The sequence below is a fragment of the Yunchengibacter salinarum genome, from assembly GCF_037658235.1.
Classification (GTDB): Bacteria; Pseudomonadota; Alphaproteobacteria; order Sphingomonadales; family Kordiimonadaceae; genus Yunchengibacter; species Yunchengibacter salinarum.
The window spans coordinates 106,743-133,335 of the sequence record NZ_JBBJLN010000002.1 but is presented as its reverse complement, the minus strand read 5'-3'; the positions used below and the strand labels follow the sequence as shown (position 1 = coordinate 133,335).

General features: G+C 63.8%; 23 protein-coding genes. 12 read left to right on the top strand and 11 right to left on the bottom strand.

Annotation, left to right across the window (positions count from 1 at the left end):
• Nucleotides 1-12: 12 nt before the first annotated feature.
• On the bottom strand, nucleotides 13-483 hold the full coding sequence (locus WGH93_RS02810; protein WP_374763336.1) for a VOC family protein: 471 nt from the start codon (nucleotides 481-483) through the stop codon (nucleotides 13-15).
• Entirely contained in the window at nucleotides 480-1,115 is a 636-nt protein-coding gene (locus WGH93_RS02805; RefSeq protein WP_374763335.1) for a hypothetical protein, read from the bottom strand. Before WGH93_RS02805 ends, WGH93_RS02810 begins: the two co-directional genes overlap by 4 nt.
• 205 nt (nucleotides 1,116-1,320) lie before the next feature.
• On the opposite strand from WGH93_RS02805, the gene WGH93_RS02800 reads away from it, so the two are divergent.
• The 8 genes from WGH93_RS02800 (at nucleotide 1,321) to WGH93_RS02765 (ending at nucleotide 10,232) form a co-directional block, all read left to right on the top strand.
• The gene (locus tag WGH93_RS02800) at nucleotides 1,321-3,804 is read left to right on the top strand and encodes a M1 family metallopeptidase (protein ID WP_445530148.1); all 2,484 of its coding nucleotides are present in this window, start codon (nucleotides 1,321-1,323) and stop codon (nucleotides 3,802-3,804) included.
• A 3-nt stretch (nucleotides 3,805-3,807) separates the two neighbouring features.
• On the top strand, nucleotides 3,808-4,410 hold the full coding sequence (locus WGH93_RS02795) for a DUF6702 family protein (protein WP_374763334.1): 603 nt from the start codon (nucleotides 3,808-3,810) through the stop codon (nucleotides 4,408-4,410).
• Complete coding sequence (locus WGH93_RS02790; RefSeq protein WP_374763333.1) at nucleotides 4,394-5,449, top strand: alpha/beta hydrolase fold domain-containing protein; 1,056 nt, start codon at nucleotides 4,394-4,396, stop codon at nucleotides 5,447-5,449. Before WGH93_RS02795 ends, WGH93_RS02790 begins: the two co-directional genes overlap by 17 nt.
• Before the next feature lie 102 nt (nucleotides 5,450-5,551).
• Nucleotides 5,552-7,204 (top strand): GMC family oxidoreductase, encoded by a 1,653-nt coding sequence (locus WGH93_RS02785; protein WP_374763332.1) that lies wholly within the window; start codon nucleotides 5,552-5,554, stop codon nucleotides 7,202-7,204.
• A 71-nt stretch (nucleotides 7,205-7,275) separates the two neighbouring features.
• Complete coding sequence (locus tag WGH93_RS02780) at nucleotides 7,276-7,713, top strand: universal stress protein (protein WP_374763331.1); 438 nt, start codon at nucleotides 7,276-7,278, stop codon at nucleotides 7,711-7,713.
• A 172-nt stretch (nucleotides 7,714-7,885) separates the two neighbouring features.
• Complete coding sequence (locus WGH93_RS02775) at nucleotides 7,886-8,500, top strand: DedA family protein (RefSeq protein WP_374763330.1); 615 nt, start codon at nucleotides 7,886-7,888, stop codon at nucleotides 8,498-8,500.
• Nucleotides 8,501-8,505: 5 nt separating this feature from the next.
• The gene (locus tag WGH93_RS02770) at nucleotides 8,506-9,618 is read left to right on the top strand and encodes an ATP-grasp domain-containing protein (protein WP_374763329.1); all 1,113 of its coding nucleotides are present in this window, start codon (nucleotides 8,506-8,508) and stop codon (nucleotides 9,616-9,618) included.
• Nucleotides 9,619-9,764: 146 nt separating this feature from the next.
• Entirely contained in the window at nucleotides 9,765-10,232 is a 468-nt protein-coding gene (locus tag WGH93_RS02765; protein WP_374763328.1) for a hypothetical protein, read from the top strand.
• A gap of 157 nt (nucleotides 10,233-10,389) precedes the next feature.
• On the opposite strand, the gene WGH93_RS02760 is transcribed toward WGH93_RS02765, so the two are convergent.
• From WGH93_RS02760 to WGH93_RS02750, 3 genes are all read right to left on the bottom strand, one after another.
• Entirely contained in the window at nucleotides 10,390-11,382 is a 993-nt protein-coding gene (locus tag WGH93_RS02760; protein ID WP_374763327.1) for a DUF2336 domain-containing protein, read from the bottom strand.
• Between the two features lie 178 nt (nucleotides 11,383-11,560).
• The gene (locus WGH93_RS02755) at nucleotides 11,561-12,616 is read right to left on the bottom strand and encodes a YheT family hydrolase (protein ID WP_374763326.1); all 1,056 of its coding nucleotides are present in this window, start codon (nucleotides 12,614-12,616) and stop codon (nucleotides 11,561-11,563) included.
• A 189-nt stretch (nucleotides 12,617-12,805) separates the two neighbouring features.
• Nucleotides 12,806-13,780, bottom strand: coding sequence for an MBL fold metallo-hydrolase (locus WGH93_RS02750; RefSeq protein WP_374763325.1), 975 nt, complete (start codon nucleotides 13,778-13,780; stop codon nucleotides 12,806-12,808).
• A 219-nt stretch (nucleotides 13,781-13,999) separates the two neighbouring features.
• On the opposite strand from WGH93_RS02750, the gene WGH93_RS02745 reads away from it, so the two are divergent.
• Nucleotides 14,000-15,670, top strand: a complete 1,671-nt coding sequence (locus WGH93_RS02745; RefSeq protein WP_374763324.1) for a thiamine pyrophosphate-binding protein — start codon at nucleotides 14,000-14,002, stop codon at nucleotides 15,668-15,670.
• A gap of 202 nt (nucleotides 15,671-15,872) precedes the next feature.
• Here WGH93_RS02745 and rpsU read toward each other — a convergent pair whose 3' ends face one another.
• Nucleotides 15,873-16,091, bottom strand: coding sequence for a 30S ribosomal protein S21 (rpsU, locus tag WGH93_RS02740; protein ID WP_374763323.1), 219 nt, complete (start codon nucleotides 16,089-16,091; stop codon nucleotides 15,873-15,875).
• Nucleotides 16,092-16,413: 322 nt separating this feature from the next.
• On the opposite strand from rpsU, the gene WGH93_RS02735 reads away from it, so the two are divergent.
• From WGH93_RS02735 to WGH93_RS02725, 3 genes are read left to right on the top strand one after another with little or no spacing between them, the layout of a single operon-like run.
• Entirely contained in the window at nucleotides 16,414-17,076 is a 663-nt protein-coding gene (locus WGH93_RS02735) for a COQ9 family protein (protein WP_374763322.1), read from the top strand.
• Nucleotides 17,076-18,059 carry a tyrosine recombinase XerC gene (locus WGH93_RS02730; protein WP_374763321.1) on the top strand — a complete coding sequence of 328 codons (984 nt, stop codon included), beginning with the start codon at nucleotides 17,076-17,078 and terminating at the stop codon, nucleotides 18,057-18,059. Before WGH93_RS02735 ends, WGH93_RS02730 begins: the two co-directional genes overlap by 1 nt.
• A gap of 27 nt (nucleotides 18,060-18,086) precedes the next feature.
• On the top strand, nucleotides 18,087-18,521 hold the full coding sequence (locus WGH93_RS02725) for a hypothetical protein (protein WP_374763320.1): 435 nt from the start codon (nucleotides 18,087-18,089) through the stop codon (nucleotides 18,519-18,521).
• Nucleotides 18,522-18,644: 123 nt separating this feature from the next.
• On the opposite strand, the gene lpdA is transcribed toward WGH93_RS02725, so the two are convergent.
• From lpdA to sucC, 5 genes are all read right to left on the bottom strand, one after another.
• Nucleotides 18,645-20,051, bottom strand: coding sequence for a dihydrolipoyl dehydrogenase (gene lpdA / locus WGH93_RS02720; protein WP_374763319.1), 1,407 nt, complete (start codon nucleotides 20,049-20,051; stop codon nucleotides 18,645-18,647).
• Nucleotides 20,052-20,089: 38 nt separating this feature from the next.
• Nucleotides 20,090-21,460 carry a 2-oxoglutarate dehydrogenase complex dihydrolipoyllysine-residue succinyltransferase gene (gene odhB, locus WGH93_RS02715; protein WP_374763318.1) on the bottom strand — a complete coding sequence of 457 codons (1,371 nt, stop codon included), beginning with the start codon at nucleotides 21,458-21,460 and terminating at the stop codon, nucleotides 20,090-20,092.
• Between the two features lie 23 nt (nucleotides 21,461-21,483).
• Nucleotides 21,484-24,399, bottom strand: a complete 2,916-nt coding sequence (locus tag WGH93_RS02710; RefSeq protein ID WP_374763317.1) for a 2-oxoglutarate dehydrogenase E1 component — start codon at nucleotides 24,397-24,399, stop codon at nucleotides 21,484-21,486.
• A gap of 123 nt (nucleotides 24,400-24,522) precedes the next feature.
• Nucleotides 24,523-25,398, bottom strand: a complete 876-nt coding sequence (gene sucD / locus WGH93_RS02705) for a succinate--CoA ligase subunit alpha (RefSeq protein ID WP_374763316.1) — start codon at nucleotides 25,396-25,398, stop codon at nucleotides 24,523-24,525.
• Nucleotides 25,398-26,567, bottom strand: a complete 1,170-nt coding sequence (gene sucC / locus WGH93_RS02700; RefSeq protein WP_374763315.1) for an ADP-forming succinate--CoA ligase subunit beta — start codon at nucleotides 26,565-26,567, stop codon at nucleotides 25,398-25,400. Before sucC ends, sucD begins: the two co-directional genes overlap by 1 nt.
• Between the last annotated feature and the right edge of the window lie 26 nt (nucleotides 26,568-26,593).

Genomic DNA, 26,593 nt, shown 5'->3' with positions numbered 1-26,593 from the left:
GTCATCACATGGTCAGGCATCCTCCGCCTGCATCTGGTCCATGATGGCGGCCAGTTCTTCGGCGTCCACATGGCGGTGATGGGTGGCCACGGCCCAGTCATGGCCGAAAGGGTCGCGGAACCTGGCCATGCGATCGCCCCAGAACATATCGTCCGGCGCCATCAGTTCGGTGGCGCCCGCCCCTAATGCCCTGGCATGGGCGGCGTCCACATCCGGCACATACAGCATCAGGCTGACCGGTGGCGCATTGGTGCCGTCCGGGCCGGATCGGCCATGTTCCGGCCAGGCATCGGACACCATCAGGGTCTGGCCATCCAGCCGCAACTCGGCGTGCATCAGCCGACCATCCGGGCTTTCCAGCCGGTGCAGCGGATGGAAGCCCAGCACATCCCCGTACCAGTCCACCGCGCGGGCGGCGCCGTCCACGGTCAGATACGGGCTGAGCAGGGCGGTATCGGCGGGTTTGAAACCGGTCTCGCTCATTGGTCCGCGTCCTTCTTGTCAGCCCGGCTTTCATCCGACCCTTCATCCATTGGGTCGGGCGCCTGATCCGCCGCCCCTTCAAGCGCGGCCACTTCCGCCCGCCAGTCACGCAGGCAGTAGAATTCCCGCATCTGGTCGGATAGCGGACGGTTCCCTTGCCCATCCTCGAAAAAGCGCCCGGCACGATCGGTCACCTGTCTTTTGAACCGGTCATTGGCGCAATCGATATCCAGCCGCCGGGGCTTGTGGCCCATGTCCATGTCATAGCGCTCCACCCGGAAGCGGCGAATGGCCGCATCCGGCGCGAACGGTTCCCGTGGCCCGCTGTAAACCAGCCGCGTGGCGGGCGGGTTGATCCAGGTGACCGGCTCCAGCAGAAAGCGCTCCCGGCGCGTTTCCCTGAGCACCATTTCCGGGCTGTAGGCGGCCATGTCCCGGATGCGTGTTTCATATTGATAGCGGGGCAGGCTGGGCAGCACGCAGCCCCCCAGAATCACCACCGTCGCCGCCACATAAACGGGCACACGGCGCCCAATTCGGTGCCGGAAGGGGCGCAGCGCCAGCCACAGCAACGCCCCCAGCAGGATGGCGCCATAGGGGCGCTCCATAAACAGAAAGTACAGTGCTTCCATGGGATCAGCTTCACCCTGTGGGGCCGCCCGGTCAAGCAGAAGCGGAACACTGGACCGGGCCGTCCAGTTCGGTCTAAGGTCGCCCATGATCGTGCCAATGCATCATTGGCCGGAGCGTTCCGTCACAGGATCATCAAGGGAGAGAGAGGACATGCCACTGACTTTGCTCAAGCGCGTGACGCGCGGCCTCGGCAAAAGCCTGACCATGGCGGCCATCGGCCTGCCCATGGTGGCGGGCCAGATGCTGGGCGCGACCGCCGCGGGCGCCGAACAGCCCAACCGGTCTGCCGAAAAGTTCAATCCCCTGCGCGGTATGCTGCGCTCGCCCAGCATGTACCGCGATGCCAGTGGCCGCCCCGGCCCCGAATATTGGCAGCAGAAGGCGGATTATGACATCGATGTCACGCTGGACGAGGACGAGAAGCGCATCATCGGCTCGGAGGTGATCACCTATACCAACCGGGCACCCTATGATCTGAACTATCTCTGGGTGCAGCTTGATCAGAACCGTTTTCGGGATGACAGCCTGGCGCGGCGCTCTGAAACGGCGCAAACCGCCGGGTCGCGGCGGGACAGCGCGGGCGCGGGCGATTCGCTGAGCTATGGCGCCCTGCGCCGGCAGCAGGCTTTCGAGGACCGCGAGTTCGGCCATGAAATCAAGAAAGTGGCCCTGAAAGGGGGCGGCGATCTGCCCTATACCGTGGTGGACACCAATATGCGGATCGACCTGAAGGAGCCGCTGGAAACTGGCGAGACCATATCCTTCCGCATCGACTGGGCCTTCAACATCATCGAGGAAACGAAGATCGGTGGCCGTGGCGGCTTCGAGCACTTCAAGAAAAACGACACCTATATCTATTTCCTGGCCCAGTGGTTCCCCCGCATGGCGGCGCTGACCGACTATACTGGCTGGCAGAACAAGCCCTTTCTGGGGCGCGGCGAATTCACGCTGGAGTTTGGCGATTATGACGTGGCGATCACCGTGCCGGAAGACCATGTGGTTTCGGCGACCGGCGTGCTGCAAAACCCCGACAAGGTGCTGAGCAAAACCCAGCGGGCACGGCTGAAAAAGGCCCGCACGGCGGACAAGCCGGTGTTCGTCGTCACCCCCGAAGAGGCGCTGGAAAACGAAAAGGACAAGAAAGGCGGCAGCCGCACCTGGCACTTCTCGGCGGAAAACGTGCGGGATTTCAGTTGGTCATCCAGCCGCAAATTCATCTGGGATGCCATGGGCCACAAACAGCCGGGGGCGGAGCATGAAACCGTCATGGCCATGTCTTTCTATCCCCATGAGGCGGAGCCCATCTGGTCGAAATATTCCACCCATGCGGTGGTCCACACCATGGATGTGTATTCGGAATTTTCCTTCGACTATCCCTACCCCACCGCCCAGTCGGTGAACACCTGGGCGCGCGGCGGCATGGAATATCCCATGATCACCTTCAACGGCTACCGGCCCACGGACCAGGAAAAGGCCGGGGACCGCACCTATAGCCGGCGCATCAAATACGGCCTGATCGGGGTCATTATCCATGAGATCGGCCATATCTATTTCCCGATGACCGTGAATTCGGACGAGCGGCGCTGGACCTGGATGGACGAAGGCTTCAACACCTTCCTGGAATATCTGGCGGAACTGCGCTGGGAAGAGGATTTCCCCGCCTGGACCGCGGTGGAAAGCTCCGCCGTCGGCGGCAAGCACTACAACTTCAAGCCCAATGTGCTGGACTATATCGGCCGCTATATGACATCCGAAAACCAGGTGCCGATCATGACCCAGTCGGACAGCATCCAGCAGTTCGGCCCCAATGCCTATTCCAAGCCCGCGGCCGCCTTTACGGTGCTGCGTGAAACCGTGATGGGCCGGGAACTGTTCGACTTCGCGTTCAAGGAATATGCCCGGCGCTGGAAGTTCAAGCGGCCCACCCCGGAAGATTTCTTCCGCACCATGGAAGATGCCTCCGGCGTGGATCTGGACTGGTTCTGGAAAGGCTGGTTCTTCTCCACCGATCATGTGGACGCGGGCATCACGGATGTGCGCAGCTACAAGGTGTCCTCGCTGGACCCGAACGTGGAATTCCCGCTGGAACGCAAGCGCGACACGGCGCTGGAACCGGAAAGCCTGCAACAGAAACGCAATCTGGATGAAGGCATCGAGATGCGGGTGGAGCGTTACCCGGAACTGAAGGATTTCTACAACAAGAATGACGAATACACCGTCACGCCGGCTGACGTGAACACCTATAACGCCTATCTGAAAAAGCTGGATCAGTGGGAACGGGACGTGCTCAAGCGGGCCGTCGAGGAAGACAAGACCCTCTATTTCGTGGACCTGGTGAACAAAGGCGGCCTGGTCACGCCGCTGCCGCTGACCATCACCTATGCAAACGGGGATACGGAAGAGCTGATGATCCCGGCGGAAATCTGGCGCCGCGACGACCGCGCGGTCACCAAGCTGCTGATCCGGGAGCGGGAGATCGCGTCCATCGAACTGGACCGGCACCACCAGACCGCGGATGCGGATTTCGGCAACAACCACTTCCCGCCGAAGATCACCCGCAACCGGCTGGAGCTGTACAAGTCGCGCTCCGCCGACCGGGACATGATGAAGCGGATGCTGGAAGAGCTGGAAGGCAACCACAAGACCGACAGCAACGCCCGCCAGGTGCCGCTGTCCGCCGGGCGCTGATCCATGCCCATTCGCAGCTACATGGGGGCCGTCGCCGTGGCGGCGGCCCTTTTTTCAGCCCTGCTGGCAACCGCCGCCCCGGCGCGGGCGCACCGTTCGCAAACCGCCTTCACGGTGATGCAATGGTCGCCGGACAGCGGCACATGGCAGATCATGCACGAAGTGCATCTGCACGACGCCCAGGAAGTGCTGGACCGGATCGACGGCGATCGGGATTTGCTGGTGGCCGAGGTGGAAGGCCGCGCCCGCCTGCTGCTGCATGTGGCGGATCGTTTCAAGCTGGCGCGTGACGGGCAGGCCCTTTCGCTCACCCCCATTGGCGGGGAGATCATGGGCGATCATCTGGTGCTCTATCAGGAAACCGACCGGCTGGACGGCCCCGGCACCCGGATGAGCGTGCAGAACGACATCTTCCGCGATGTGTTTCCCGATCAGGTGAACCAGGTGAATATCGAGCGCGGCACCGGTGTGAAAACGCTGCGCTTCGTGCGCGCGGGCAACCGCCAGTCTACCGACGTGCCAAAGTCCACCGACCTGCCGGGCGATGCCGCCCCGGAAAAGGGCACAGATAAGGAAAAGGATCAGCCCCATGCGCGCCATCCTTGAATGCCTGCTGATGAAGGCGGCCATGGCCCTGCCAATGACCCCCCGCACCGCCATCCTGCGGGACGGCAAAACACTCGACCCCGGCTTTGCCCGGCTGATCGCGCTTCGGGAAAAGATGGGCCTGAAAGACGTGGACAAGATGGCCGACAAGGTGGGGGTCGAAGGGGTCCGGCGCGTCTATAGCGAAGCCCTGCGCGCCATGTCCATCAGCCTTGTGCCGCTGGGCGTGGAGCGATTGAAGCTGACCGTTCCCGGCGGCGAGGGGCCCCGCCCCGCCCGGCTCTATACCCCCAGTCATGGCCGCCACGGTGATGGTATGCTGCTGTTCTTTCACGGCGGCGGATTCACCATTGGCGACCTGGACGGCTTCGAGCCTTTCACCCGCCGCGTCGCCTATCTGACCCGGATGCCGGTGCTGTCGGTGGATTATCGCCTGGCGCCGGAACACCCCTTTCCCGCCGCATCCCAGGACGCGCTGGCCGCCGCGCAGGCGGTGGTGGACGATCCCGGTGCCTTCGCCCCCGGCTGCCGCCGCGTGGCGCTGGGCGGGGACAGCGCGGGGGCCTCGCTGGCGCTGGGCGCGGCACACGGCCTGCTCCAGACCGGGCGGGCGGCGCACGCGCTCTGGCTGTTCAACCCCGCCGCCGCGCCGGGCACGGACTGGCCCAGCATGACCACCTTCGGGGACGGCTATATACTGACCAAAGGCATGATAGACTGGTTCCAGCGCCAATATCTGGGCAAGGACGGGCGCCACGGCGAAAAGGCGGGCAGCGGCCCCGGCGCCCCGCCTCTGGATCTGACCCGGCTGGAGCGCCTGGCGGACCTGCCGCCCTGCTTTCTCGGCGTCGGCGGCTTCGATCCGTTGCTGGACCAGAACCGGGCGCTGGCCACGGCCCTGCGCGATGCGGGCGTGAAGCTCACCTATACGGAAGAAAACGGTCTGATCCACGATTATGTCACCTTCTATCAGGCCAGCCGAACCGCCCTTCAGGCGCTGGAACGGGCCGCCGCCTGGCTACGGGCACAACTGGCCTGACGGATAGATGCCCCGTGGCCGCCCGTCCGGGCTGGACTTGGCGGCCCTTGAACAGCTAGGCTTCATTGTTCAACAGCCGTTTTCGGGGGAGCGACGCGCGGCATGAGCGATACCGGGTTCGATTATATCATTGTCGGCGGCGGCTCCGCCGGCTGCGCCATGGCCGCGCGATTGAGCGAGGACAGCCGCAACCGCGTTCTGCTGCTGGAAGCCGGGGACAGGGACGGCTCCATGAAGATCGACATGCCCGGCATGTTGATCAAGGTGGTCCCGCCCAACAAATACAACTGGGCCTTCTGGACCGAGCGGCAGGAAAAGCTGAACAACCGCCGGGTATACTGGCCGCGCGGCAAGGTGCTGGGCGGTTCCAGCGCCATCAACGGCCTGCTGTATGTGCGCGGCCACCCACGGGACTATGACGAGTGGGCACAACTGGGCTGCACGGGCTGGAGCTTCGATGAGGTGCTGCCCTATTTTCGCAAGCTGGAAGACAGCGACCGCCCGGAAGATGCGCTCCACGCCAGGGGCGGGCCGCTGAAAACCAGCCAGCACACCTCGAAGAACCCGCTCAATGACGCCTTCCTCAAGGCGGGCGAGGAAATGGGCCTGCCCTATACGGACGATTTCAACGGCCCAAGCCAGGAAGGGCTTGGCTGGTACGACCAGACCATTCGCGGTGGCCGCCGACAGACCGCCGCGCGCGCCTATCTGCACGAAGCGCGCGGACGGGATAATCTGACCATCCTGACGGGCGCGCAGGTACGCCGCATCACCTTTAAGGGCAAGCGCGCCACCGGCGTGGAGGTGAACCGCAAGGGCCGGGTGGAAAACTGGGCCGCGGGCCGGGAAGTGATCCTGTGCGGCGGGGCGATCAACAGCCCGCAAGTGCTGCAATTGTCCGGCGTGGGCCGGGCGGAGGACATCACCCCCTTCAATATTCCCATGGTCCATGAACTGTCCGGCGTGGGGCGCAATCTTCAGGATCATCTGGACATGATCGTCTCGGCGCCGTTGAAGCAGCCGCTGTCCGTGCTGAAATATCAGGCACCCCATCGGGGGCTGTGGGAAATCGGCAAATGGCTGATGGGGCTGCCCGGCCCTCTGTCGGACTGCATCACACCCACGGGGGGCTTCCTGCGAACCGACCCGGCACTGGAGCGACCCGATATCCAGCTTCACATCATGCTGGCCATGGCGGACGAGGCGCACGGCCTGACCAAGGCGACCGACCACGGCATGGGCATCCATATATGCCCGCTCAGGCCCCGGTCTCGCGGGTCCATCCGGATGAAATCGGATGATCCGTTGAAAGCCCCCGCCATAGACCCCAACTATCTGGGTGAGCCGGAGGACGAACGGATCATGCTGGAGGGTGTGAAACTGGTGCGCCGACTGTATCGCCAACCCGCGCTGCAAGCCATGATCAGCGGCGAAAAAGCGCCGTTCGACACCATCCCGCTGGACGATGACGCCGCCACCATGGAAGCGATCCGAGGCGCGGCGGAAACCATCTATCACCCGGTGGGCACCTGCGCCATGGGGCCTGTGGATCGCGCGGACAGCGTTGTGGACCCGGCCTGCCGGGTGATCGGCCTTTCCGGGCTGCGCGTGGTGGATGCCTCCGTCATGCCGCGGCTGATCGGCGGCAACACCAACGCCCCCACCATCATGATCGCGGAAAAAGTGGCCCATATGATCCGCCGGAATGCGGAGCGGCCAGACCGTCAGGACAGTCAGCACGCCGCCCCGGCTTGATCAGGGTCAAGGCGGCCACGAACACGAAAGACCAATATTCAACCCATCCAGATCAAACAGAGGAGAAAGCAATGGGTAAGCAGCTTTACATGGTTGCCGTTGACGGCAGCGAATGGGGCAACCGGGCCGCGGACAGGGCGATTACACTGGCACGGCAGACCGGCGCCAAGGTGCGCCTGATCACGGTGATCCCATGGTCCGGCATTCAGCCGCTGACGCTGGACGAAATGGCCCATCGCCCGCTGGACAAGAAGCAGGAAGAAGCCACCGCCAAGCAGGAAATCCTCGATGCCATCATGAAGAAGCACGAAGACAGCGGCGTGGACATCAGCGGCGAATTCTTCTGGGGCCACCCGGTAGAAACCATCCATGAAACCGCCAAGCGCGAAAAGGCCAATATGATCTTTGTGGGGCGCCGGGGCCGTTCCAAGGTGGCAGACCTGCTGCTGGGCAGCGTGGCCAACAGCCTGGCCCACACGGCGGGCGTGCCCGTGGTTCTGGTACCCTGACCTTACCGCCCTGTCCCTGTTCCACGATCGGCCCCGGCCCATGCGCGCCGGGGCCGACCTGACCGGGCTGTGACCCGGTGTGATCCCCTTGGCACTTGCAATCACGGGCCAACTGTGGCTCATGACGCCGCAGGTGGGCGCCATTCCGCCGCCCGCGGCAACAGGGAAGGCCATGACCGAAACCAGCGCCAGCAGCATCATTGATTTTGTCACCGCCATCGGCAATGCACCGCTGGCCATGGCGGCCCTTCTGGCGGTGGCGACCCTGATCACCGAAGACGGCGCCCTGATCGCGGGCTCCCTGCTGGTGGGCAATGACAGCCTGCCCGTCGAGTTCGCCATTGGCGGGCTGGTGGCGGGCATTTCGCTGGGCGATGTGGGCGTTTATATGGTGGGGCGATTGGCGCGCTCCGTGCGCTGGTTGCGGCGACGCCTGCCGCTCAGGCGTATCCGGCGCTTCCGGCGCTGGCTGAAGGGGCGGGAAATCCCCATTCTGTTTTTCTCCCGCTTTCTGCCGGGCACGCGGGTGCCCACCTATATCAGCTTCGGCTTTCTGCGCTTCTCGGTCTGGCGTTTCTGGATCACCATGACGGTGGCGGCCCTTGTGTGGGTCAGCGGCATGGTGCTTTTCGTATCGAACACACAGCGGCTTCTGTCCAAAATCGGCGGCGTGTGGGGCGTGATCGGGGCCCTTGTGCTGGCCATCGCCATCATTATCCTGATGCCGCGCCTGATGCGGCATATCAAGTCGGTAGCCCGCCTGCCCTTCCCGGAAAAGGACGATTGAACGCCATGGACCCGCTGCCCCGCACCGATGCCCCCCATGCCGGAATGCCGCCGCTGGACGACAGCGCGGCGGCCATTTCCAGTTTCGAATTCGCCAATCCAAGGCTGTTCTACACCCCCATCGCCGCCTATATCGCCTGGCTGTCGCTGCGACATCTGGGCGCCAGCCTGCCCACCAATGTGAACCCGCATCTGCCGCTGTCCGGCCTGATCGGCGAAAGCAAGACAGAGGTGATGAGCACGGTGCCGGACCATATGCGGCACTGGCTGTCGCCTTATGTGACCATCACCCGCGACGGCGATATGGCCGCCACCCTTGCAAGGGCGGAGCAGGCCATGAACGCGGCGGGCATCACCTATCCCTGCGTCGCCAAGCCGGACATGGGGATGCGCGGCGCGGGCGTTCAGAAGATCGACAGCGCCGAGGCGTTGAAAGCCTATATCGCCGCCTTCCCCGAAGGCGGGCATTTCCTGGTTCAGGCGCTTGTGGACGAAGAGGGCGAGGCCGGCGTTTTCTATGTGCGCTATCCGGGGGAGGCACAGGGCCGCATCATCAGCCTGACGCTGAAATATTTTCCCCGCGTCACCGGTGACGGCCACCGCACGCTCAGGGATCTGATCATGGCGGACACCCGCGCCGGTGCCCTGCCTCACCTTTATCTGGACCGCTTCCGGGACCGGCTGGACACGGTGGTCCCCAAAGGCGAAAAAATACGCTTGGCCTTTGCCGGAAACCATTGTCGCGGCACCATTTTCCGCAATGGCGCGGATCATGTCACACAGGCCATGACCGACCGTTTCGATGACATCGCCAAGGCCATGCCCGATTTCCACTTTGGCCGGTTCGACGTGCGCTTCGGCGATTTCGAAGCCTTCCGGGCGGGCCACGGATTCCGCATCCTTGAAATCAACGGCGCGGGCGGCGAGGCCACCCATATCTGGGACAGCCGCACCACGCTCTGGCAGGCTTACCGCACATTGGCGGATCAGTTCCGCCATCTCTATCGCATCGGCGCGGCCAATCGGCGCCGCGGTTTCCGGCCAAGCGGCCTGCTCGCCCTGTTCCGCGCCTGGCGACATGAACAAAACTTGAGCAAACGTTATCCGCAAACGCATTGAAGACCCGCGCCCCGATGCATACTGTATAAGTGTGACAAAGCGCCACATGAAGCGCGGCACGAAACGAAACCCAACAGGGCCATGATCGGCCAAACCGCCCGGCTGCCCTTTCACAGGCCGGGCAAAGGCATATGAGGGGGATACCCATGGACGCAGTACGCAAACATATCGACTGGCTGCCCGCCATCATCATCGCGGGCATTCTGCTGATGACAATACCGTCCAAGTTCGGCGGTGCCGCCATGACCGATGCCATTTTCCGGCAGGTGGGCCAGGCGCTTGGTCTGGGCTTTTTCGAAAGCATCGGCGCCTATCTGGTGGGTACCGCAGAACTGGTGGCCGGCATCCTGGTGCTGATCCCCGCCACACGGGCTTACGGTGCCGTTCTGGCGCTGGCCGTAATGACCGGGGCGATCTTCTTTCACCTGTTCACCCGGCTCGGCATGGTGGTCAGCTATTGCTCCACCGGTGCGCCGCTCGCCCAGTGCGGTGAAAATGGCGGCCAGGTGATGCAGGATGGCGGCCTGTTCTACATGGCCATTCTGGTGTTCGTTTCCGCCCTGTATCTGACGCTGAAGCACCGTCAGAAGCTGCCGATCATCGGTGGCCAGTAAGGAAGACGGCTTCAGGCACGCCCCGGGACGGGCTGCCTGAAATGCCCCCGTGAAAAAGGGCGCGTGGGATCATCCCCTCGCGCCCTTTTTCACGCCTTGTTGCCAAAGAAACGCCCCGCTGCCAGGGGCGCATGGTCTCCGGGGTCTGCCCCCGCCGTCAGGCGACCCTGGCGGTGGTCGCCGCGTCGATCTGGCGCACGGCATTGGCGGCATCCTGCTTGGCCGCATACTCGTTCCGCGCCACGGTCATATAATGGGCGGCCATGGTCTTGGTCACCCGCGCCTTTTTCATCAGGTCCACGAAATCATGCACATTTTTCAATGACAGGGCGTCGCGCACCGCCCCGCGCGGCATCCCGGACGCCAGCGCCAGCGCGCTTTCCAGGAAGCTGTGCACGCCGTTGCGCGCCATTTCCAGGGTCAGCAGATTGGTCAGCTTGCCTTCTTCGCGCAGGGTTTTCACATAGGCGTGAATCTGGTCTGGCGTGGCGCTCCTCACATGGTCCAGCATGGTATCGAAGCGCCCGCGATCGGCCAGCTTCTCGGCGGCGCTCACATCCACTGCATAATGGCGCACCAGCGCGGCCCGGAAATGGTCCGATACCCGGTCCACCAGCTTTTCCACCACCGCCAGCGGCAGGTCCATCCGCGCGCCGAGTTGATCCAGCACCCGCTTGTCATGAACAAAGCGGGTGATCACCTTTGAGCAGGCCACATCGCTCAACTGAATATGGTCATTGCGCACCATATACAGCACGCTTTCCTCGCTGCCCTTTTCCGCCAGAGCCACCATGGTCAGGTCGCCCAGGCTCAGCCGACGGGCCACGGTGATCTGCGCGCCGGTATAGAGTTCCGGCACCAGCTCGGCCATTTCCGCATCGGTGAAAATCTCGGTCACTTCCAGGAAGGGGGCGGAGACATTCTCCACATCCGCCGCGATCCGCGCCCCCAGATCCTTGGGCAAATCCTTGCAGTTGCGCAGTTCATAGGCCAGCACTTCCCGCACCTCGCGGCACACATCACCGGCCAGCTTGCGGGCCACATCGGCCACCTGATCGCGCTCACCGGGGTCCTGGCTGCCATTGAGAAACTGCCCCACCCGCTTGGCGAGGACGATCTTCTCCATGGTGGTTTCATTTATCAGGCTCATCTGGCCACCTCGATCATACATTGGCGGGACCAACACCCGGTCCACGACTCTGCCTTCAAGGTGAAGTCAAAAAGCCTAAATGGTCAATTTACGAGTAAAATTCGACTGAATTTGAAAATGAAAAGACATAACTTTTAAAGAAAAGATCGAATTTTATAAAAAATATCGAAACCGTTATTCAGTACTTGTCAAAATAGGCCAGCGCCGCCGCGACAAACCAAGGGTCGCGGAAAGCGCGATCATGAAAACCCACATGTCCCCCGCCACTTAGCAGGGCCGCACCGGTGCCCGGAACATCCGGCCAGGGGGCGGCTTCATAATCCCCCGATGGTATCCATGGGTCATCATCACCGTGAATGGCCAGAAAGGGGCGGCGAATATCGGCCAGGTGATAGATGGCCGAGGCGCGGGCGTAATAATCCTCCGCATCCCGGAAGCCGAACACCGGGCAGATCACATGATTGTCCAACTGGCGCACCGTATCGATCGAATCGCCGGGCCGGGTAATGGCCCTGGGCCAGAGATTGCCCAACTCCCGCTTCATATCCCGCACCAGATAGCGCATATAGAGCCGGTTTCGCGTGCGCTCCAGCGCTTTCTGGCAATGCGACAGATTGAGCGGCGCCGACACCGTAACGGCGGAACGCACCGCCGGATCGCGGCCAGCGGCCCCGTCTTCGCCCAGCAGGCGCAAGGTCAGTTGCCCGCCCAACGAAAACCCCATCAGCGACAGCCCTTCGGGAAACTCCTCCCGCGGGAGGGCGGCGATCACATCCCGCACATCATCCGTAAGGCCCGCATGATATGGTGCGCGGCTGGTGGCGCGGGACGGCCCGGCACCGCGATAATTCATACGATAGACCCGCCAGCCACGGGCGCTGAACCGGCGCGCGGTGGCGGTCATGTAAACGCTGCCCTCATTGCCCGCAATGCCGTGTAGCAGCAGCACCGCGCGGCCATTGGGCCGGGGCACTTCGTCGGCGTGGGGGTCCAGTTCATGGTCGGGGGCGGGGGCCGCCGGGTCTGTCACCGCAATGCTGAGCCGGGCGCCGCGCTGGCCGGTGATGGGCAGGCTGAGCCGCCGATCCGCCGCCGCGCCCGCCGCCTCGCGCACCAGCGTGTTGCGCACCGTCTGCAAATCCCCGGAAAGCCATGGAAAGCGCGGTTGAAAGGGGGGCAGCATCCCGGTGCCATCCGCCCCGATCTCATCCCTCAGCCGCCCCAGTATCCGCATTCCTCAACCCTGACCGTCTACCCCGAACTGCGAACTCCAGACCGCGAAGCGCATACGCTAACGAGACGGTCTGCGCCCCGCAAGCCATATAAGGCACGGAACGAAAACGCTGCGGGCACGCAGCCGGGGGCTGTCGCACAGGGGGAGAGACACATACAGGGGGCGCATCACGCCCGATCGGAAACCCCGTCAGGCGGATGTGGCAAGGGGGTTGGCGGTGTCATCCATGGGGGCCAGGTCTCCATCCCGTTCCGCCATGTGAAGATGGGCGATCACACAGCCCCTGGCCGCCCGCTCAAGACGCGGCGTGAGCCCTTCATAAATCTGGTCCACGATGCGGGCGGGATCGGTGCAGCCACGGCGCACGCAGTCAAGCACCTGACCGTGCCGGGTCATCCTGTGGGCACGGATTTCCGCCATGCGGGCGCCGGGCTCCTCAACCAGCGGGCCATGACTGGGCAGCATCAGTCGCCATGTCTGACCGGCCAGGCGATCCAGGCTGGTCAGATAGTCGCTCAGATTGCCAAGGGGCGGCACCACCACGGTGGTGGACCAGCCCATCACATGATCGCCGGAAAACAGCAGACCCTGCGCCGGCAGCGCATAACACATATGATTGGGGAAATGCCCCGGCGTATGCAGCGCCCGCAGGTGCCAGCGATCATCCCCGCCCTGCTGGCGAAGCGTCTGACCGTCCTTCAGGGTCCGGTCGGGGGAGAAGTCCGGGTCCACGTCCTCCTCCGTCGCGGCGAGCAGGCTGTCCGGCAGGCGCCCGGCACAGTATACGGGCGCGCCGGCGGCCTGTTGCAACGGGCGGGCCGCCGGGCTGTGATCCCGGTGCGTATGGGTGATGAAGATGCCATCGACCGGGCGCTCGGCCACGGCTTCCCGCACCGCGTCCAGGTGCCGCTCACAAGCGGGGCCGGGGTCGATCACCCAGACCCGTTCATCGCCCACCACATAGGTGTTGGTGCCGGGGCCGGTATAATCCTTCGCATTGTCCGCCAGCACCCTGAGAACGCCGGGCGCCATTTGCTCCGGCACGCCGTAAACCGCCTGCTCCCTCAACTCCCGCGCCACATCGGGGCTGGGCCGGTGGGTGGCCCGAACGGGATTTCCGGCCCGCACGCACGCGCCGGACGGCGTCTTGGACTGTTCTGTCATGCAGGTATCAATGCCTTGTTATTGCTGTCACTTGAAACCGAATCAGGGGGTGAGTGTGGTACCGATCCGGGGAAATCTCAAGGCCGAGAGCCCGGATCGGCCATCACGCCTCGGTGAATGGAACGGGAGGGGTGGCTGCCCGCAAGGGGTGACAGGCATCCCGGCGCCCCCTAATGTGCGCTGATGCGCCCGTCCGGGGAACGACGCAAGGGGGATTTCATGACTGAAAACAACACGGCCCTGCCGGAACCGGGGGCCATCCGCACCGGTGGCCAGATCCTGATGGCCGCGCTCAGGCGGAACGGCGTGGATCGGGTGTTCGGTGTGCCGGGTGAAAGCTTCCTCGCCGCGCTGGATGCCTGCCGGGACCACGGCGAGGCGCTGCGTTTCATCACCTGCCGCCACGAAGCCCCGGCAAGCGTCATGGCGGAGGCGGCGGGCAAGCTCACGGGGCGGCCCGGTGTCTGTTTCGTCACCCGTGGCCCTGGCGCCACCCACGCCACCACGGGGCTGCACACCGCCTTTCAGGACAGCACGCCCATGCTGCTACTGATCGGCCAGGTGGCCCGCGACCAGATGGATCGGGAAGCCTTTCAGGAGATCGACTATCGCCGCTTTCTGGAACAGGTGACCAAGTGGACGGCGGAAGTGCCCAGCGCCGATCGGCTGGGCGAATATGTGGGCCGGGCCCTGCGCACCGCCATGGCGGGCCGCCCCGGCCCGGTGGCGCTGGCCCTGCCGGAGGACATGTTGAGCGAAACCGCCCCCATGCCGCGCCTGAAACCGGCGGAACCGGCCCCCGCCCATGCCGGGCAGGACCAGATGGAACGGCTGGTGGCCGCGCTGGACGAGGCGGAACGCCCTTTCCTGCTGGTCGGCGGCAGCGGCTGGACCGCGGCGGCGCGCACCGCCCTGCAAGACTTTGCGGAGCGCAATCATCTGCCGGTGGCGGTGTCCTTCCGCTGTCAGGACAGGCTGGACAGCACCAGCCCCGCCTATGTGGGCGATATGGGGATCGGCGCGAACCCGGCCCTTGTACAGCGTATGCAACAGTCGGACCTGCTTCTGGCGCTGGGGCCGCGCCTTGGCGAAATGACCACGGGGGGATATCGGCGCCTTGTGCCCCCCGTGCTGGACCAGCCCTTCATTCATGTGCATCAGGGCGCGGAGGAACTGGGCCGCGTCTATCAGCCCGATCTTGCCATACAGGCCAGCCCGGCCACCCTGTTGCCCGCGCTGGACAGCGTGACCCTGACCCCCAGCCGCGCCCGTGCCCGCTGGTGCCAGACAGCCCGCGCCGACCTGGATGCCTGGCGCAGACCGGTGGACAATCCGGGCACCGTGAAGCTGGCGCGCTTCTGGGCCGAGCTTGGCGACCATATCCCGGCGGAGACCATCATCTGCAACGGCGCGGGCAATTATGCCGCCTGGCTGCACCGCTTTTACCGCTATCGCGGCGGGGTCAGCCAACTGGCCCCCACCAGCGGCGCCATGGGCTATGGCGTGCCTGCGGCCATCAGTGCCGCCCTGCACCACGGCGACCGGCCCGTCATCGCCGCCGCCGGGGATGGCTGCTTCATGATGAGCGCCATGGAACTGGCCACCGCCGCCGCGCACCGGCTGACCATCCTGTTTCTGGTCTTTGACAATGGCCAGTACGGCACCATTCGGATGCATCAGGAAGCGCACTATCCGGGCCGGATCAGCGCCACGGGGCTGACCAATCCCGATTTTGTCGCCTTTGCCGAAAGCTTTGCGATCAGTGCGGAAAAGGTGGCCGATACGGACGGCCTGCTGAACGCGGTGGACCGCTGGCAGGACCGGGGCGGCCCGCACCTGATCCACATACCGGTGGACCCGCGCGCCATCGCGCCGGGAAAAACGCTATAGGGTGGCCGGTCCACCGCGCCGCCACGGCGTATGGCGCACAAACGGCTGCCATGAAAGGCATCGAACCATGAAAAAACCGCGCACCCCAAACCGGGGCGCGCGGCTTTTTATTCTGTTGCTGGGCGCGGGCGAAGACTGCCCGCCCAACTTTGCTGTGGTCGTCCAGCCAGAGTGCCTTAGCGGCTCACCCTGATCTGGCGCCTTAACGGCGCTTGGCGATCAGACCGTCCCGCTCGGCGCGCTTGCGGTCAAGCTTCCGGCTGCGGCGGATAGCGGCGGCCCGCTCCCGCGCTTTCTTCTCGGACGGTTTTTCATAATTGCGGCGCATCTTCATTTCACGATACACGCCTTCACGCTGAAGTTTCTTTTTCAGCGCCCGGATCGCCTGATCCACATTATTGTCACGTACAACAACCTGCATGGGGTTGCTCACTCCTTTCCAAGGCCAGATTTGACACTTGCCGGGCAATAGCCCCCACAGCGTCCGCCATTGGGTGCGCATTTAGCAGAGCCAGGACGCCGAGACAAGCAAATAAAACCACCCCACCGGCGATCCCGGTGGTGGCACCTACGAACCTGTTGGGACACAGTATAAGACACACCGCCCCGCCGCGCAAGCCGCCACGCACCCCCCGCCACACGGGACGCGGGCACGGGCGCTTTTCCGGCGTTCCCCACCTTCGGGCTTTCATGACAGCCCGTCCGCGCTATGTTAGGCTCATGCGGGTTTGGCAGGAGAATGCATGATGGCGGACGAAACGATCAGGACAGCGCCGAGGGGGCTTCGCAACCTGTTGCTGGATGCCATGCTCGGCCATGTACCCTATGAAGGCTGGACCGACCGGGCGTTGAAAAGCGCCGCCGCCGACCTGGCGATTTCGCCCGAAATGGCGGAACTGGCCTTTCCCGGTGGCGCGCTGGAAGCGCTGGACCTGCACCTGTCCCAGGCCGATGATATGCTGGCGGACGCACTGGCGGAAATGGACCTGCCGTCCATGAAAATCCGGGACCGTATCACCGTGGCAATCAAGACGCGGCTGACCCAGCACGGCGACGAACGGGAAGCGATCCGCCGCGGCATGGCCCTGTTGATGATGCCGCCCTATGCCATAAAAGGCAGCCGGGCCCTTTGGCGGACGGCGGATGTGATGTGGCGCGCGGCGGGTGATACCAGCACCGATTACAACTGGTACACCAAACGGCTGACCCTGTCGGGGGTCTATGCCAGCGTACTGCTGTTCTGGCTGGACGACGAGTCCGAGGATTTCGGAGCCACATGGGCCTTTCTGGACCGCCGGATAGAAGATGTGATGACCTTTGAGAAGACCAAGGCCCGGCTGACCGGTAATTCCGGGCGCTTCCCGTCCATCAGTCGCTTTCTCGGCAAGCTGCGCTACCGGTCCTGATGCGGGCGGGCGGCACAGCGCCACCGGCCCCGGATGACAGGCCACATGACGGCACGGAACCCGATGACGGTGCCGATCTGGCGGTGCTGCGTGGCCGGTTCAAACGGTGGCTGCACAGCGAACGGGGCTGTTCGGCCCACACGCTGGATGCCTATGACCGGGACCTGACCCGCTTTCTGGACTTTCTGGCCGCCCATCGCGGCGAAACGGTGACAAAGCCCCTGCTGGCCGCGCTGCCGCTCAGTGATTTTCGCGCCTTTCTGGCACATGTGCGCGCCGAGGGGCTGGCGAATCGCTCCGTGGCACGGGTGCTGTCCTCCCTGCGCACCTTTTATCGTTATCTGGACCGCTTCGAGGGCATCAGCAATGACAGCCTTCAGGCGCTGAAGCGCCCCCGCCTGCCCGCGCGACTGCCCCGCCCCATCACCGAGGAGGAAGCCCGCGCCGCGATCAGCACGCCCGGTTCGCTGGCGGACGATGGCGGCGACTGGGTGGATGCACGGGACCGGGCGGTGCTGGCCTTGATGTATGGCTGCGGCCTGCGCGTTGGCGAGGTTCTGGGCCTGAATGGCCAGGACATACCCACCGGCGACACGCTGCGCGTAACCGGCAAGCGGGGCAAAACGCGCCTGGTGCCGCTGCTGCCTGTGGTGCGCCGGGCGGTGGATGCCTATGTGGCGCAAATGCCGTTCAGCCTGGCGCCGGAAGCCCCGCTGTTCCGGGGCGTGCGGGGCGGGCGACTGGGGGCGCGGGCCATCCAGAAACGCATGGAAGCGGTGCGCGCCGCACTGGGCCTGCCGAAAGATGCCACGCCGCACGCGCTCAGGCACAGTTTCGCCACCCATCTGCTGGGCCGGGGCGGGGACCTGCGGACCATTCAGGACCTGCTGGGCCATGCGGACCTGGCGAGCACGCAATTATACACCCAGGTGGACCCGGCACATCTGAAAGCCAGCTATGACGCCGCGTTTCGGCGGCGCTGATGCGCACCACCCCAATCAGGAGGTTTCATGCCCGACCGCAGCGAAAATGACCACAGGAACCGGGAACCACACACCCCCAACACCCCCGGCCCCACGCCGGAAGATGGGCTGACCCGGTTTCGACGCGGCACGCTGGTGGCCCTCTATGGTGCCCTGTCGCTGTTGTCCGCGCTGCTGGTGCTGGCGGGATTTTTCCTGTGGCCCGCGCTTGAGTCGGTCGGCGGCTATCTCAAGCTGCTTCTGCTGCTGGTGGCGGGGGTGGTGGCCATGCTGACCTGCGCGCGGGCCAGTTGGGATCTGATGACCAGCTATTTCATGCCCGCCCCCCGCGCCGATGCATCCCGAACGCCCCCCGACGAACCGGCGCCCGAATTCCAGTTGGTGCCGCTGTTCTTCGTGGCCCTGACGCTGTTCGCCGCAAGCTGGCTGGTGCTGGCCCTGCCCGCGGCTGAAGCCGCCTGAGGCCCCGGCGGGGCGGGCGGATCAAGCCGCCGCAAGGGGGCTGAAACAGACAGCGCAATGTGAAAAGGCCCGGCTCCCCCACAGGGTGCCGGGCCTTTTCCATGACCGATCAACAGGCGTGCCTTACATATGGATGGGCCGCTTGTGCACGGCGAGCGCCGCTTCCTTCACCGCCTCCGTCTCCGTCGGGTGCGGGTGGCAGGTCAGCGCGATATCCTCGGCGCTGGCGCCCATTTCCATGGCTGTGGCGGCCTGTGCGATCAGGTTCCCGGCGATGGTGTGCACAATATGCACGCCCAGCACGCGATCCGTCTTGCTGTCCGCCAGAATCTTCACGAAGCCGTCCGTGTCCTGATTGGTCTTGGCGCGGCTGTTGGCGGTAAAGGGGAACTTGCCGGCATTATAGGCCACGCCTGCTTCCTTCAGTTCCTCTTCCGTTTTGCCGACGCTGGCCACTTCCGGGTAGGTATAGACCACATTGGGAATCACATCATGGTTCACATAGCCGGTCAGCCCGGCCACATTCTCCGCCACGGCGATGCCTTCATCCTCGGCCTTGTGGGCCAGCATGGGCCCTTTCACCACGTCGCCAATGGCCCAGATGCCCGGCACATTGGTGCCGAAATCCGCACCGATGTCCACGCGCCCCCTGTCGTCCATCGCCACACCCGCCTTGTCCAGCGCCAGCCCTTCGGTATGCGGCTTGCGCCCCACACAGACCAGGCACACATCCGCCTCAATGGTGGTGGCATCACCCCCCTTCGCGGGTTCATAGGTGACCGACACGCCGGCCCTGGTTTTCTTGACCTCGGTGACTTTCGATTTGGTGTGAATGGTCATGCCCTGCTTTTTCAGCAGACGGCCAAAGGACTTGCGCACTTCCCCGTCCATGCCGGGGAGAACCTCGTCCATATATTCCACCACTTCCACTTCGGCCCCAAGCCGACGCCAGACCGAGCCCAGTTCAAGCCCGATCACGCCGCCGCCGATCAGCACCATCTTTTTCGGCACCCTGGGCAGGCTGAGCGCCCCGGTGGATGAGACGATCTTCTTCTCGTCGATCTCGATGCCCGGCAGGGTCGCCACCTCGCTGCCGGTGGCGATGATGATGTTCTTCGCCGACAGGGTTTCGCTGCCACCATCGTTCAGGTCCACGCTGACGGTGCTCTTGTCCTTGAAGCTGGCCGTGCCCCGGAACCAGTCGATCTTGTTCTTCTTGAACAGATATTCGATACCGCCGGTCAGGTCCGTCACAGCCTTGTCCTTGGCGCCCAGCATGGCCTTCAGGTCCACCTTCAGGCCGGTGGTCTTGATGCCGAACTTGCCGAAGTCGTGGTCCGCCTGCTCATACAGATGCGTGGCGTGCAGCAGCGCCTTGGACGGGATGCACCCCACATTCAGACAGGTGCCGCCAAGGGTTTCCCGCTTGTCCACGCAGGCGGTTTTCAGGCCAAGCTGCGCGGCGCGGATGGCGGCCACATACCCGCCGGGACCAGCGCCCAGCACCAGTACGTCATAAGGGTCAGCCATGAGAAATGTATCCTTTCCAGAGTCCGGGTCGGTCGGTCTTACATGTCGATCAGCAGGCGATTCGGATCTTCAATCGCCTCTTTCAGGCGCACCAGGAAGGTGACCGCCTCCCGGCCATCGATCAGCCGGTGATCATAGGACAGCGCCAGATACATCATGGGCCGGATCACCACTTCGCCATTGATGGCCATGGGGCGTTCCTGAATCTTGTGCATCCCCAGAATGCCCGCCTGCGGGGGGTTCAGGATGGGGCTGGACAGAAGCGACCCGAAGATGCCGCCATTGGTGATGGAGAAAGTACCGCCCTGCATTTCTTCCAGCTTCAGCTTGCCGTCGCGGGCGCGCTTGCCCATGTCGGCAATGGCCTTTTCGGTGGCCGCGAAGCTCATGTCCTGAGCATCCTTCAGCACCGGTACCACCAGCCCGTTGGGGGTGGAAACGGCCACGCCGATATTGGCATAGCTGCGATAGACGATCTCGTCGCCTTCGATGGAGGCATTGACAGCGGGCACTTCCTTCAGCGCCAGACAGGCCGCCTTGGTGAAGAAGCTCATGAAGCCCAGCTTGATGCCGTGCTTCTTGGCGAACAGATCCTTGTAGCGACCGCGCGCGGCGATCACGGCGGACATGTCCACCTCATTATAGGTGGTGAGCATGGCCGCAGTGTTCTGGGCTTCCTTCAGCCGCTCCGCGATGCGCTTGCGCAGGCGGGTCATCTTCACCCGCTCTTCCCGCGGTTCGCCGCTGTCCGCACTGGCGGCAGACCCGCCAGCGGCCCGCTGGCCACCGCCGCCGCCACCGCGCTGCTTCGCGGTACCCTTGTCGATGGCATCCAGCACGTCCACCTTGGTCAGGCGGCCATCCTTGCCGGTGCCCTTGATGGAAGCCGGGTCCAGATTGTAATCGTCCACGATCCGGCGCACGGCGGGCGACATGGGGGTCAGCGCATCGCCGGAACCGCCACCGGAGGGCGCGCCCGATTTGCCACTGTCCGCACCGGCGGACTTGCCGCCGCCATCATCGGCCCTGGCCGCCTTTTCGCTCTTGTCCTTGCCGCCTTTGTCCGTGGCGGAGTCATCCTTTGCGGAGTCGTCCCCGGCGTCGGCGGCCTTTTCGGGCTCGTCGCCCTTGTCGGCCTTTTCGTCTTTCTTGCCGCCGCCGGCCTTGCCTTCCGTATCCACCTTGGCGATCAGGGCGCCGATTTCCACGGTGTCGCCTTCGGCAACCACCTGCTCCACCAGCACACCGGCCACCGGGCTCGGCACTTCCATGGCGACCTTGTCGGTCTCCACCTCAACGATGGGCTCGTCCTGCTCTACGGCGTCCCCTTCCTGTTTCAGCCAGGTTCCGATGGTACCCTCGGTCACCGACTCGCCCAGTTGGGGAATCTTGATATCTTCAATAGCCATGCCTGGCGCCTTCCCTTGTTGTCTTACGCGTCCAGCGCGCTTTCAACCAATGCCTGCTGTTCTTTCTGATGCTTGGAAGCCAGCCCCGTGGCCGTGGCCGCGCTTTCCGGTCGCCCGGCATAGACCGCCCGGCGGGCCTTGCACTCCGCCTCATTCAGCGAATACTCGATCCGCTCATTGATGAAGGCCCAACTGCCCATGTTCTTCGGCTCTTCCTGTGCCCAGACCACCGTTTCCAGATTGGGAAACCGCTTGATTTCCTTGACCACGGCGTTGTGCGGATACGGATAAAGCTGCTCCACGCGCAGCAGATAGGTGTCGTCCTGTCCGCGCTTGTCCCGCTCCTCAAGCAGATCGTAATAGACCTTGCCGCTGCACATCACCAGCCGCTTGATGCCCTTGGCGGGTTTCAGCTTCAGGTCCGACTTGCCGTCCTTCATTTCGGCATCGTCCCACAGCAACCGGTGGAACTGGGAACCGGGGCCGAATTCCTCCAGCTTCGAGACGCATTTCTTGTGCCGCAGCAGCGATTTGGGCGTCATCATGATCAGCGGTTTGCGGAAATCCCGGTGCAACTGACGGCGCAATATATGGAAATAGTTGGCCGGGGTGGTGCAATTGGCCACCTGAATGTTCACTTCCGCACACATCTGAAGGAAGCGTTCCAGCCGCGCGGAGCTGTGTTCCGGCCCCTGGCCTTCATAGCCGTGCGGCAGCAGCATCACCAGGCCCGACATGCGCAGCCATTTATGCTCGGCGGACGTGATGAACTGGTCGATGATGATCTGGGCGCCATTGACGAAATCGCCGAACTGGGCCTCCCAGAGCGTCAGGCTGTTGGGCTCTGCCAGCGAAATGCCATATTCGAAGCCCAGCACGCCAAACTCGCTCAAGGGGCTGTCCAGCGCCTCGAACTGAACTTCCGGGTTGATCTGGGCCAGCGGTGTGAAGCGCTTTTCCGACTTCTGATCCACCAGATGGGCGTGGCGCTGTGAAAACGTGCCGCGCCCGCAATCCTGGCCGCTGAGGCGCACATGAAAGCCTTCCCGGAGCAGCGTGCCGAAGGCCAAAGCCTCGGCTGTGGCCCAGTCGAATCCGGTGCCGGATTCGAACATGGTCTCCTTGGCGTCCAGCACGCGCTTCAGGGTGCGGTGCAGATTGAAGTTTTCCGGCACCTCGGTGATGGCCTTGCCCACATCCCTGAGCGCCGTTTCCGCCACACCGGTATCGGCGCGGCGCTTTTCCGGGTCCTTCGCGGCAAGGCCAAAGCCCTGCCACTTGCCTTCCAGCCAGTCGGCCTTGTTCACCTCGTAATTGCGCCCGGCGCTGAACTCCTCCTCCAGCATGTCGTTGAACTCGCCCTCAAGGCGCTTCAAATCGTCCATGTCGGCCAGAAGCTTCTGCTTCACCAGCTTTTCCGCATACACCCTGGTCACGGGCGGATGGCCCTTGATCGCCTTGTACATGAGCGGCTGGGTGAAGGCGGGTTCGTCGGATTCATTATGGCCGAAGCGGCGGTAGCAGATCATGTCGATCACCACATCGCGGCCAAAGGTCTGCCGGAACTCGGTGGCCAGCTTGGTGGCAAAGGTCACCGCTTCCGGGTCGTCGCCATTGACGTGGAAGATCGGCGCCTGAACCATCTTCGCCGCGTCGCTCGGATAGGGGCTGGAGCGGGCGAACTGCGGGCTTGTGGTGAAGCCGATCTGGTTGTTCACGATGAAATGGATGGTGCCGCCGCAATTATAGCCGCGCAGGCCCGACATGGCGAAACATTCCGCCACGATGCCCTGCCCGGCAAAGGCGGCATCGCCGTGCAGCAGCAAAGGCAGCACTTCGCGGCGTTCCTTGTCCCCGCGCTGTTGCTGCTTGGCGCGCACCTTGCCGATCACCACCGGGTTCACCGCCTCCAGATGGGACGGGTTGGCGGTCAGCGACAGGTGGATGGCATTGCCGTCAAATTCCCGATCCGCGCTGGTGCCAAGGTGATATTTCACATCGCCCGAACCCTGCACGTCATCGGGCTTGAAAGAGCCGCCGTGAAATTCGTGGAACATGGCCCGATAGGGCTTCTTCATCACATTGGCCAGCACATTGAGACGCCCCCGGTGCGGCATACCGATGACGATTTCCCGCAAGCCGTGCTGCCCGCCGGTCTTCATGATCGCCTCAAGGGCGGGCACCATGCTTTCCGCACCATCCAGGCCGAACCGCTTGGTGCCGGTATATTTACGGCCCAGGAACTTCTCGAACTGCTCGGACTCGATGAGCTTGTTCAGGATCGCCATCTTGCCGCGATCGGTGAAGTGGATTTCCTTGTCCCGCCCCTCGATCTTGCGCTGAATCCAGGCTTTTTCCTCCGGGTCGTTGATGTGCATGAACTCGACGCCCAGATTGGAACAATAAGTGCGCCGAAGAATTCTCAGGATTTCCGTGACCGTGGCGGTTTCCAGCCCCAGCACATAATCCATATAGATGGGCCGGTTCATGTCTTCGGGGCCGAAGCCGTATGTTTCCGGGTCCAGTTCGGGGTGGGGCGTGCGCTCTTCCAGCCCCAGCGGGTCCAGATTGGCAATCAGATGGCCGCGCACCCGATAGGTGCGCACCATCATCAGCGCCCGGATGCTGTCAATGGTGGCGGAGCGCAGCGCCTGCTCGCTCACGCCGCCGCCCGCCGCCTTCTCGGCGGGGGCCTTTTCAATCATCATGTCGGCGGGGTCGAGCCCGTCCGTCCAGTCATCGGAAGGCCGGGGCGGCCAGTCATTGCGGGACCAGCTTGGGCCGGACAGGTGGGAAATATTCCGCTCCAGCCCGTCGAAGGTCTCCCGCCAGCCCGTGTCCACGGAATCCGGGCTGGACTGATAGCGCTCATAAAGGGCTTCCACAAAGCCGGGGCTGACGCCCTCAAGATCGGCAAGCTGATCCAGGTCTGATGCCATGCTGTTTCCGGGCCGGTCAGGTGGCCGCGCCCGCCTCCGTTGGGGTTGAGCGCGCCGTTATCGACGCGCCGGGGCAGATGCGGCACCGCCATGGCAGGGACGGTGCCGCTTGTTAAGACGTCATCAGCCCTTGATGGCGTCCAGCAGGGTTTCGCCGAGGGCCGCCGGGCTGTCGGAAACATGGATGCCCGCGGAGCGCATGGCCTCGATCTTGTCATCGGCGCCACCGGACCCGCCGGACACGATCGCCCCGGCATGGCCCATGGTGCGGCCCGGCGGTGCCGTGCGCCCGGCAATGAAACCGGCCACCGGCTTCTTCACCTTGTTGGCCTTGATGAACTCGGCGGCTTCCTCTTCCGCCGAACCGCCGATCTCGCCAATCATGATGATGGCATCGGTCTCGTCATCGTCCAGGAAGAGTTCCAGCACATCGATGAAATTGGTGCCATTGACCGGGTCCCCGCCAATGCCCACACAACTGCTTTGCCCCAGGCCGGCGGCGGTGGTCTGCGCCACGGCTTCATAGGTCAGCGTGCCGGAACGGGACACGATGCCCACCTTGCCCGGCTTGTGGATATGGCCGGGCATGATGCCGATCTTGCACTGGCCCGGCGTGATCACACCGGGGCAGTTCGGCCCCACCAGGCGGGTGTTGGAATTCTTCAACGCGCGCTTCACCGTGATCATGTCCTGCACCGGAATACCCTCGGTGATGCACACGGCCAGCTCGATCTCGGCGTCGATGGCTTCCAGAATGGCATCGGCGGCAAAGGGCGGCGGCACATAGATCACGCTGGCATTGGCGCCGGTTTTTTCCCGCGCATCGGATACGGTGTCGAAGATCGGCAGATCAAGATGGGTCTGGCCGCCCTTGCCGGGGGTGACACCGCCCACCATCCGCGTGCCATAGGCGATCGCCTGCTCGGAATGGAAAGTCCCCTGCGCGCCGGTAAAGCCCTGGCAGATGACCTTGGTGTTGCTGTCAACAAGAATAGACATTAAGCGGCCTCCTTCACGGCCTTGACGACCTTCTCGGCGGCGTCGTTCAAATCATCGGCGGCGACAATGGCAAGCCCGCTGTCCGCGAGGATCTTCTTGCCGATCTCCACATTGGTGCCTTCCAGGCGCACCACCAGCGGCACGCTCAGCGCCACTTCGCGGGCCGCGGCGACCACGCCCTCGGCGATCACGTCACAGCGCATGATGCCGCCGAAGATATTGACCAGGATGCCTTCCACATTGTCATCCGACAGGATGATCTTGAAGGCTTCCGTCACCCGCTCCTTGGTGGCACCACCGCCCACATCCAGGAAGTTTGCGGGCTCGCCGCCCTTCAGCTTGATGATGTCCATGGTGGCCATGGCCAGCCCGGCACCGTTCACCATGCAGCCGATATTGCCATCAAGCGAGATATAATTGAGATCGAACTTGGAGGCTTCGATCTCTTTGGGGTCTTCTTCCGACTCGTCGCGCAGGTCCTTCACGTCGGGGTGGCGGAACAGGGCGTTGCTGTCAAAAGCCATCTTGGTGTCGAGCACCACCATCTTGTCGTCTCCCGTCAGCACCAGCGGATTGATCTCCAACATGCTGGCATCCAGATCGGTAAAGGCACGATAAAGCGACCCCACCAGCTTGATGCATTCCTTGGCCGCGGACCCTTCCAGGCCCAGACCGAAAGCCACCTTGCGGCAGTGAAACGCCTGCAGGCCGGTGGCGGGATCGATCGTGATGGTGACGATCTTTTCCGGGGTTTTTTCCGCCACTTCCTCGATATCCACACCGCCCTCGGTGGAGGCCATGATGGCCAGCCGACCGGTCACACGGTCCACCAGCATGGAAAGGTAGAATTCCTTGGCGATGGCGCAGCCGTCTTCCACATAAACGCGGCCCACTTCCTTGCCTTCCGGCCCGGTCTGATGGGTCACCAGCGTCTTGCCCAGCAGTTCGCTGGCCGCCGCGCGCACGTCTTCGATCGACTTGACCACCTTCACGCCGCCCGCCTTGCCGCGGCCACCGGCGTGAATCTGCGCCTTGACGACCCATACCGGGCCGCCCAGCTTTTCCGCCTGCTCCACCGCTTCGTCGGCGGTATAGGCCACGCCGCCGTCCAGCACCGGCGCGTCATATGTCTTCAACAGGCCCTTTGCCTGATATTCATGAATATTCATAGTTTCCCCAATCCGGGTTTTCCCGA

What these genes read in the sequence shown, in the direction of transcription:
- WGH93_RS02810 (WP_374763336.1), bottom strand. Translation starts at nt 483, where the DNA reads ATGAGCGAGACCGGTTTCAAACCCGCCGATACCGCCCTGCTCAGCCCG.
- WGH93_RS02805 (WP_374763335.1), bottom strand. Translation starts at nt 1,115, where the DNA reads ATGGAAGCACTGTACTTTCTGTTTATGGAGCGCCCCTATGGCGCCATC.
- WGH93_RS02800 (WP_445530148.1), top strand. Translation starts at nt 1,321, where the DNA reads ATGGCGGCCATCGGCCTGCCCATGGTGGCGGGCCAGATGCTGGGCGCG.
- WGH93_RS02795 (WP_374763334.1), top strand. Translation starts at nt 3,808, where the DNA reads ATGCCCATTCGCAGCTACATGGGGGCCGTCGCCGTGGCGGCGGCCCTT.
- WGH93_RS02790 (WP_374763333.1), top strand. Translation starts at nt 4,394, where the DNA reads ATGCGCGCCATCCTTGAATGCCTGCTGATGAAGGCGGCCATGGCCCTG.
- WGH93_RS02785 (WP_374763332.1), top strand. Translation starts at nt 5,552, where the DNA reads ATGAGCGATACCGGGTTCGATTATATCATTGTCGGCGGCGGCTCCGCC.
- WGH93_RS02780 (WP_374763331.1), top strand. Translation starts at nt 7,276, where the DNA reads ATGGGTAAGCAGCTTTACATGGTTGCCGTTGACGGCAGCGAATGGGGC.
- WGH93_RS02775 (WP_374763330.1), top strand. Translation starts at nt 7,886, where the DNA reads ATGACCGAAACCAGCGCCAGCAGCATCATTGATTTTGTCACCGCCATC.
- WGH93_RS02770 (WP_374763329.1), top strand. Translation starts at nt 8,506, where the DNA reads ATGGACCCGCTGCCCCGCACCGATGCCCCCCATGCCGGAATGCCGCCG.
- WGH93_RS02765 (WP_374763328.1), top strand. Translation starts at nt 9,765, where the DNA reads ATGGACGCAGTACGCAAACATATCGACTGGCTGCCCGCCATCATCATC.
- WGH93_RS02760 (WP_374763327.1), bottom strand. Translation starts at nt 11,382, where the DNA reads ATGAGCCTGATAAATGAAACCACCATGGAGAAGATCGTCCTCGCCAAG.
- WGH93_RS02755 (WP_374763326.1), bottom strand. Translation starts at nt 12,616, where the DNA reads ATGCGGATACTGGGGCGGCTGAGGGATGAGATCGGGGCGGATGGCACC.
- WGH93_RS02750 (WP_374763325.1), bottom strand. Translation starts at nt 13,780, where the DNA reads ATGACAGAACAGTCCAAGACGCCGTCCGGCGCGTGCGTGCGGGCCGGA.
- WGH93_RS02745 (WP_374763324.1), top strand. Translation starts at nt 14,000, where the DNA reads ATGACTGAAAACAACACGGCCCTGCCGGAACCGGGGGCCATCCGCACC.
- rpsU (WP_374763323.1), bottom strand. Translation starts at nt 16,091, where the DNA reads ATGCAGGTTGTTGTACGTGACAATAATGTGGATCAGGCGATCCGGGCG.
- WGH93_RS02735 (WP_374763322.1), top strand. Translation starts at nt 16,414, where the DNA reads ATGATGGCGGACGAAACGATCAGGACAGCGCCGAGGGGGCTTCGCAAC.
- WGH93_RS02730 (WP_374763321.1), top strand. Translation starts at nt 17,076, where the DNA reads ATGCGGGCGGGCGGCACAGCGCCACCGGCCCCGGATGACAGGCCACAT.
- WGH93_RS02725 (WP_374763320.1), top strand. Translation starts at nt 18,087, where the DNA reads ATGCCCGACCGCAGCGAAAATGACCACAGGAACCGGGAACCACACACC.
- lpdA (WP_374763319.1), bottom strand. Translation starts at nt 20,051, where the DNA reads ATGGCTGACCCTTATGACGTACTGGTGCTGGGCGCTGGTCCCGGCGGG.
- odhB (WP_374763318.1), bottom strand. Translation starts at nt 21,460, where the DNA reads ATGGCTATTGAAGATATCAAGATTCCCCAACTGGGCGAGTCGGTGACC.
- WGH93_RS02710 (WP_374763317.1), bottom strand. Translation starts at nt 24,399, where the DNA reads ATGGCATCAGACCTGGATCAGCTTGCCGATCTTGAGGGCGTCAGCCCC.
- sucD (WP_374763316.1), bottom strand. Translation starts at nt 25,398, where the DNA reads ATGTCTATTCTTGTTGACAGCAACACCAAGGTCATCTGCCAGGGCTTT.
- sucC (WP_374763315.1), bottom strand. Translation starts at nt 26,567, where the DNA reads ATGAATATTCATGAATATCAGGCAAAGGGCCTGTTGAAGACATATGAC.